This is a genomic window from uncultured Prevotella sp., from assembly GCF_946407605.1.
Taxonomy (GTDB): Bacteria; Bacteroidota; Bacteroidia; order Bacteroidales; family Bacteroidaceae; genus Prevotella.
On record NZ_CAMJOS010000065.1, the window covers coordinates 1 to 5,397 of the forward strand.

3 protein-coding genes are annotated in these 5,397 nt (G+C 52.9%); all 3 read left to right on the forward strand.

Annotated elements, in window-relative coordinates:
* The coding region (locus tag Q0R57_RS14465; RefSeq protein ID WP_294749175.1) for an efflux RND transporter periplasmic adaptor subunit at positions 1-918 on the forward strand (918 nt) is incomplete at its 5' end.
* An 83-nt stretch (positions 919-1,001) separates the two neighbouring features.
* A complete protein-coding gene (locus Q0R57_RS14470; protein ID WP_294749177.1) occupies positions 1,002-4,040 on the forward strand; it encodes an efflux RND transporter permease subunit in 3,039 nt (1,012 codons plus the stop codon).
* A gap of 3 nt (positions 4,041-4,043) precedes the next feature.
* The gene (locus Q0R57_RS14475; RefSeq protein ID WP_294749179.1) at positions 4,044-5,396 is read left to right on the forward strand and encodes a TolC family protein; all 1,353 of its coding nucleotides are present in this window, start codon (positions 4,044-4,046) and stop codon (positions 5,394-5,396) included.
* The last annotated feature ends 1 nt before the right edge of the window (position 5,397 follow it).

Here is a 5,397-nt window from a genome sequence, read left to right on the forward strand (position 1 = left end):
GTGAGAACCCAGAAAGTAGAGGCTGGGGCACAGAGCGTGAACAAGAGTTTCATGGGAGTGATAGAAGAGGAAGACGGTGCCAACGTCACATTCGGGGTTTTAGGTACGGTTATTCGCGTGATGGTCGATGAAGGACAATTCGTGCGGAAAGGTCAGGCAATGGCCGAGACCGACGGACAGAACGTGAGGAATGCCTACGAAATGAGTGCCTCGACCCTCGCACAGACTGAGGATGCCTATCGCCGCATGAAGAACCTTTACGACAAGGGTACACTGCCAGAGATAAGAATGGTAGAGATGGAGTCGATGCTGACCAAGGCAAAAGCTGCAGAAGCCATGTCGCGGAAGAATGTGGACGAGATCGTGCTGCGTGCCCCCTTTGATGGCTATGTGGCACAAGCTGCTGTACATGAAGGCAGCAGCGTCATGCCTGGTGTGACGGGGTTCAAGCTGGTGAAGATTGACAAGGTGAAAGTAAGCGTATCAGTCCCGGAGAAAGAGATCGGCAAGATTAAGAAAGGCACTGACGTGAACTTTACGGTGTCCGCCTTGGGTGATAGCGTGTTTACGGGCAGAGTGGTGAACAAGGGAGTGGTTGCGAATATCATCAACCACACATACACGGTAAAGGTTTTGGTAGAGAATAAAAGCCATACATTGCTGCCAGGCATGGTATGCAAGGTACACATGAAGGACGTGAGTGCAGACTATTCTATTCTGGTGCCGCAGGATGCCATACAGATTAGCGGCAAGGAGACCTTTGTGTGGATGGTGAAGCAAGGGAAGGCTCATCGTCAGGCTGTCACCACAGGTGAGATATACAGCGCTGGTGTGGTCATAGAGACAGGACTGACCAACGGCGATGTGATCATCGTCCAAGGCCAGAATAAAGTCAGTGAGGGAATGAGCGTGAAGTAAAGGTAAAAAAGTAAAAAGGTAAAAGGGTGAAAAGTGATAAAGTGCAAGAGCCAAGAGGTGATAAAAGCTTAGTGGCGAGTGCCATGAGGCATAAAAGCATCACGCTGCTGCTGGTGCTGGTCATGATGCTTGCAGGCATTGCTTCGCTGATATATATACCAAAGGATGAGTTTCCGCAGGTAGACCTTCCTGTGGGATTGGTGGTAGGAGTCTATCCTGGGGCGTCTGAGCTGGAAGTGGAGCAGCAGTTGGCAAAGCCCCTGGAAGATTTTCTCTGGACCTTTAAGGAGATAGACAGGGAAAAGACTACGACGATGAGTATGAACGATGGCTGTGCGGCCATTGTATGGCTCAACGGGACAGAGAGCAGCAAGACGGAGTTCTGGAACAAGCTGAAGGAGCGGCTGACACTCTTCCGCGTGACACTGCCAACGGGTGTGCTGGGTGTGGTGGCCAACGACGATTTCGGCGACTCATCGGCCATGCTGGTCACCATCGAAAGCGACAGCAAGACATTCCGTGAGCTGGGCGACTATGCCGACGGACTGAGCGACAGACTGAGAACGGTGAAGAGCCTGGCAAACGTGATACGCATGGGTGGGCAGAAGGAACAGCTGAGCATCTATTTGGATCGCGACCGTCTCTCGATGTACGGCATCAATACGGCCATGCTGATGAGCAAGGTTTCCGGACTTACAGGCACACTCTATACAGGCAGTCTGGAGGATGGAAAACTGAGCAGGAAGATACATATCCGGTCATCGCTCAATACCGAACAGGACCTGGCACAGACCATTGTCAGTACTGCTCCCACGGGCGAAGTGGTACGACTGAGCGACATTGCCACCATCAAGCGTGAATACCCTGAACCGCGACAATACATCAAGAACAACGGGCGCCAGTGCCTGCTGCTGTCGCTACAAATGATCAGGGGCAAGAATATTATCGACTTCGGTACCGAAGTAAAACAGCTTATCAGCGACTACCAGCAGACATTGCCCAAGGATGTGCATATCAACGTGATCAGCGACCAAAGCCAGGTGGTAGACCACTCCATACAGGACTTCATGCTCGAAATGCTCATCGCCATCGTGTCCGTCATCATTGTGGTATGCCTGATGCTGCCGCTTAGGGTGGCGGGTGTAGCAGTGGTCACCATCCCCATCACGATATTTGCCTCCATGGCCATATTCCTTATGACAGGAGTCGAGATTAACAGCGTCACACTGGCGGCCCTGCTGGTAACGCTGGGTATGATTGTCGACGACAGCGTGGTGGTAGTAGACTGCTATCTGGACAAGTTAGACTCCGGAATGAATCGCTGGCACGCTGCTATAGAGTCTTCACGGGAATTCGTGAAGAGCATCATCACGGCCACGCTGGTCATCAGCATCACGTTCTTCCCCTTCCTCTTTACTACTGACAAACTAATACACGACTTCATACAATGGTTCCCGTATGCCATCAGCATCGTACTGACGGTATCGCTGGTGGTCGCCATTTTCGTGGTGCCCATATTGCAGCATCAGTTTATCAAGAACGGACTCCACACGGGTCAGCAGGAAAGAAACGAAGGCGAGCGGAAGACGATGCTCGAGCGGATGCAGGGTCACTACGACAAGCTGATAGAGTGGTGCTTCCGCCACAGGCGCGCCACCCTTGCCATCGGACTGGCAAGCATCGTGCTGGGGGCTGTGCTCATCCTGATGTTACCCATCAGACTGATGCCCAGGGCCGAGCGCAACCAGTTTGCCGTCGATATCATATTGCCTACAGGCACAGACCTGGACTATACTGCACAGGTGGCCGACTCGCTGGCCAGCATCATGCGAAAGGACGAACGGGTGGTCAACCTGACCACGTTCTATGGCAGCGGCTCACCGCGATTCCATGCCACGTTCCTGCCCAACTTCGGCGGAACCCACTTTGCACAGTTCATCGTAAACACCCATAACGACAAAGAGACGCAGGAAATGCTGGACGACTACGCCCACCGCTACTCCTATTACTTCCCTGAGGCTCAGATACTGTTCCGGCAGATAGAATACTCCGACCATCAATACCCTGTGGAAGTGGAGGTGAAGGGTGATAACCTCGATAGCCTGCACGTGGCCATAGACAGCATACATCACCGATTGTCGAAAAACAAGGACATAGACGTGTTGACCACCAGCTTCGGCACGACGGGTAACCAACTGGAGGTAACCATGAAGCCTGAAGAAGCCAACCGCATAGGCATGAGCAAATCGTTGCTCTCGCTGAATTTTGCCTTGCGCTATGGTGGCGGCATTCCTGTAACAACCATCTGGGAGGGCGACCACGAACTGAGCATCACGGTAAAGGATGCCGATAAGGGTAGACACGACATCGATGAATTCAAGAACATTCGCGTGACGGGCCTGATCCCCACCATTACGGCAGCACCGCTGTCGCAAATAGCCGACGTCAAGCCAGGCTGGGGCTCTGGCACCATCACACGCATCAATGGTGAACGGACGGCCTCTGTCTATGGCATGATGGGACGTCAGGGCGTAAAGGTGGGAGAACTGACGGAGAATATCTATCGGGACCTCAAGACACTGCGACTGCCCGACGGCATCAGGATTGAGGAGGGCGGACAGGCAGAGACCGAACGGACATACCGTCCGCAGATGTATCTGGGCATGCAGATTGCCATCGTGCTGATCTTCTTCATCATCGTGTTCCACCTGAAGAGCATACCGCTCACACTGCTCATCATGTCGTCGCTGGGATTCTCGATGATAGGTGGTGCGCTGGGACTCCACTTGTTCGGTCAGGAGTTTGGTGCTACGGGCGTACTCGGCTTCGTCTCGCTCATGGGTATCATCACCCGCTGCGGTATCATCATGATTGACTATGCCGAGGAACTGAGCCACGAGCACCCCACGAAAGAGGCCGCACTGCTGTCGGCCAAACGGCGGTTCCGACCGGTATTCCTCACTTCGATGGCTGCATCGATGGGTGTCATACCGATGGTCATTAAGGACACGCCGCTGTGGGGACCGATGGGCGTCATCATCTGCATAGGAGCACTGGTGTCGATGCTGTTTATCATCACCATGATTCCCGTCGGCTACAGTGTAGTAAAAGAAAGGTTTTAAGTTATGAAGATAAAGAAGTTATTCCTCGTCCTTGGCATTTCCCACCTCGTGGTCATTGGGGCTCCAGCCCAGCGCATCATGACCCTGCAGGAGTGTGTCCAGGAGGCTCGTGTCAACAACGTCAGCGCCAAGGATGCTCGCAACGACCTGCTCATCGCCAAGGAACAGCAACGCTATGCCCGCACGAAGTACTTTCCTATGGTAGGAGCGTCGGCCACCCATTTCGAGGCCAGCGACTATCTGCTGAAGCAGCAATTGTTCTCGGAAGATCTGCAAGAAATCATCGAAGCGCTCACCGAGGGCTCGGATTTCTTCAAAAACGGAGGCATTCAAGCCATCAAACGTGGTACGTCGATGGGCCTCACCGTCCTTGAACCACTATATACTGGCGGCAGAATCCGCAATTACAACAAACTGGCCGACATGCAGGTTGATGCTCGCCAAAAACTGCAGCAGGTGACTGACGACGAGATTGTGATGACTACTGAATTCCTGTTTTACAAGATTCTGGAACTTCATGAGACCGACAAGATGCTCGATGCCATGGAGAAAGAAACGGAGAGCATACATCGCGATGCGGTCAACATCTACGAGAACGGCATCGTCAACAAAAACGACGTCCTCGGCGTCGAACTGATGCAAGACCAGCTCTCGGCTCTGCGCATCAAGACAGCCAATGCTTGTCGGCTGTTGCGCCGTGCACTGGCGAAATATATAGGTATGGCCGATCAGGATATTGACATCGATGCAAATATTTCAGATGACGCCATCGTCGACCCCCAGGTGTATCTGATGCCACATCTCACAGCCCTTGAGAACCGCACGGAGACCCAACTCCTCGACATCTGGGTGGAAAAGTCGGAGTTGGAAAAGAAAATAGCCCGAGCCTCCATGCAACCTATCGTACTGCTGGGTGGAATGGCCAATTACAGCAAGCTGCTCGCCGAATGGAGCAGCAAGGCCATCGCCTTCGCTACCGTCCAGATACCCATCAGTGCCTTTTGGAGCGAACGGCGAATGTACAAATGGAAAAAGATAGAAGTAGAGAAGGCAAAAGACTTCCGTCAAGACAAACGTGAGCTCATCTCCCTGCAGATACAAGATGCCTGGGACAATCTGGAAAGTACTTACCGTCAGACGCAAATCGCGAAGAAAAGCGTGGAACGTTCTGAGGAGAACCTGCGCATCAACCGCGAACACTATCTCAACGGCATGACGAACATGACTGAGCTGCTCGATGCCCAACGCCAGTGGCAGCAGGCACTCACTTCACGCAATGCCGCTAATAGCGAATACCTGCAGGCCAAGACCCGCTACCTGATTCTGACCGGTCGCAGAGAGGAAGTAAAACCATAAT

Excerpts from the sequence above, each read along its gene's own strand:
- Q0R57_RS14470 (WP_294749177.1), top strand. The coding sequence starts at position 1,002 with ATGAGGCATAAAAGCATCACGCTGCTGCTGGTGCTGGTCATGATGCTT.
- Q0R57_RS14475 (WP_294749179.1), top strand. The coding sequence starts at position 4,044 with ATGAAGATAAAGAAGTTATTCCTCGTCCTTGGCATTTCCCACCTCGTG.